This is a genomic window from Pseudonocardia sp. McavD-2-B (assembly GCF_024124365.1).
GTDB classification, from domain to species: domain Bacteria; phylum Actinomycetota; class Actinomycetes; order Mycobacteriales; family Pseudonocardiaceae; genus Pseudonocardia; species Pseudonocardia alni.
This window is the reverse complement of sequence record NZ_JAMXSG010000461.1, coordinates 1-2332: the sequence shown is the minus strand read 5'-3', so window position 1 is coordinate 2332 and position 2332 is coordinate 1. Positions and strand designations below refer to the sequence as shown.

The 2332-nt window shown below is 77.9% G+C and carries 1 protein-coding gene; it reads left to right on the top strand.

The genetic code is table 11. From position 1 onward, the window contains the following. Nucleotides 1–247: 247 nt before the first annotated feature. Nucleotides 248–2332, top strand: a 2085-nt coding sequence (eccCa, locus tag NH602_RS30180) for a type VII secretion protein EccCa (RefSeq protein WP_253069604.1), incomplete at its 3' end; no start/stop codon positions are given.

Below are 2332 nucleotides of genomic sequence, written 5' to 3'. Positions count from 1 at the left end.
CGCCACGTCGAGGCGCCCGCGCGGGGTGTGCACCCCGACCCGGGTCCAGCGGCCGGGCGCCGGCCCGGTGCCGGACGTCGCGTCGCCGGGGCCGGTCGCGGCCGGTGCGGGCAGGACGGAGGTCACGGGCGGCTCCCTGGCAGATCTCCCCGAACGGCCCCGGCGGGCCCGGGGCGGCTGCGAGTATCCGACGGCCCCGGTGCCGCCGTGGGCGTTCGGGAGAACCGTGAACGGGAGGCGCGTGACGATGGCGGGGACCGTCGGGATGCGACGTCCGCGGCGCTCGGTGCCCGAGCTGCCCGGCGGTGAGCTGGTGATCGAACCGCCGCCCGAGCCGGAACGCCCGGTCCCCGGCGGCCTCGTGGCGCGGCTGCTCCCGCTGGCGATGGTCGGCGGGGCGCTGCTGTTCGTCGTGCTGGGCCGCGGGGACACGAGCACCTGGCTGTTCGGCGGGATGTTCGCGCTGTCCGCGCTGGGCATGCTCGCCGGCGGCGGCCGCGGCGCCGGCGCGCGCACCGCGACGATGGACGAGGACCGCCGCGACTACCTGCGCTACCTCGACGTCCTGGGCGGGCGGGCCCGCGCGATCGCTGCCGAGCAGCGGCACGCGCTGGAGACCGTGCACCCCGACCCGGCAGCCTGGCCGGACGTGCTCGCCGCGGACCGGCTGTGGGAGCGCCGCCCCGGTGACGACGACTTCGGCCGCCTGCGCGCCGGGCGCGGCACCCAGCGCCTCGCCACCCGGCTCACCGCCCCGCACACCGGTCCGATGGAGACACTCGAACCGCTGTCCGCGCTGGCGCTGCGCCGTTTCCTGCGCCGTTGGTCCACCGTGGACGATCTGCCGGTCGCCGTCGACACCCGCGCGTCGGCGACGATCTGGCTCGAACCGGACCCGGACGCCGCCCCGGCGCTCGACCTCGCCCGGGCACTGGTCGCCCAGTACGTCACCTGGCACGGTCCCGACGACGCGCGGCTCGCCGTCGTGGCACCGGGGGGCGCGGCCGCGCGCTGGGAGTGGGCGAAGTGGCTGCCGCACGTCGCCCACCCGCGGCTGCACGACGCCGTCGGGCCGGTCCGGATGATCACCGACGACCCGGACCGGGTGCGGCGCTGGTGGGTCGACGAGCCGTACGCGGCCCAGCAGCACCTGCTCGTCGTGCTCGACGGGGCCGCCGACGCCCCGGGCGCGTGGGCCGGGCTGCCCGGCGTCACCGTGCTGCGGCTGGGGCCCGCGGGCGGGCGCAGGCCCGCGGCGTCGGTGCTGCGCCTGGCCGCCGGGACCGGGCCCGACGGCGTGCGCACGCTGCGCCGGGGCGGGCCCGGCGGCCGGGAGGTCGGCGTCCCCGACGGGCTCGTCGTCGCCGAGGCGCTGGCACTCGCACGCAGGCTCGCGCGCTACCGCCCGGACGGCGACGCCGACGTCGTCGCGTCCGGTGTGGACAGTGTGACGACCGGATTGCCGTCGCTGCTCGGACTGTCCACGACGGACCCGGCCGGGGTCGCCGCGCTGCGCGGCCGGCGGGGGCCGGGGGAGCGGCTGCGGGTCCCGCTGGGCACCGACGACGACGGCGGCCGGCCGGTGCTGCTCGACCTCAAGGAGTCCGCGCAGGGCGGTGCGGGTCCGCACGGGCTGTGCATCGGCGCGACCGGCTCCGGCAAGAGCGAGCTGCTACGCACCCTCGTCCTCGGGCTGGTGGCGACGCACACCGCCGAGGAGCTCAACCTGGTGCTCGTCGACTTCAAGGGCGGCGCGACGTTCCTCGGGCTCGCCGGGCTGCCGCACACCTCCGCTGTGATCACCAACCTGGCCGAGGAGCTGACCCTGGTCGACCGGATGGCCGACGCGCTCGCCGGGGAGATCACCCGCCGCCAGGAGGTGCTGCGCGCCGCGGGGAACCTGTCGTCGCTGGCCGAGCACGACGCGCTGCGCCGGGACGGGGCACCGCTGGCGGCGCTGCCGTCGCTGCTGGTCGTCGTCGACGAGTTCTCCGAGCTGCTCGCCCAGCGGCCGGAGATGATCGACCTGATGGTGACCATCGGGCGGCTCGGCCGCTCGCTCGGCATCCACCTGCTGTTGGCCTCGCAGCGACTGGAGGAGGGACGGCTGCGCGGTCTCGAGTCGCACCTGTCCTACCGGATCGCGCTGCGCACCTTCTCCGCCGCGGAGTCCCGCGCGGTGCTGGGCGTGCCCGACGCGCACCTGCTCCCGCCGACGCCCGGCGCCGCGTACCTGTCCGCGGGCACCGACGAGCTGGTGCGCTTCCGGGCCGCCTACGTCTCCGGCCCGGACACCCCGCGGGCCGCGCGCCGCCGCGCACCCGGGGCGCCG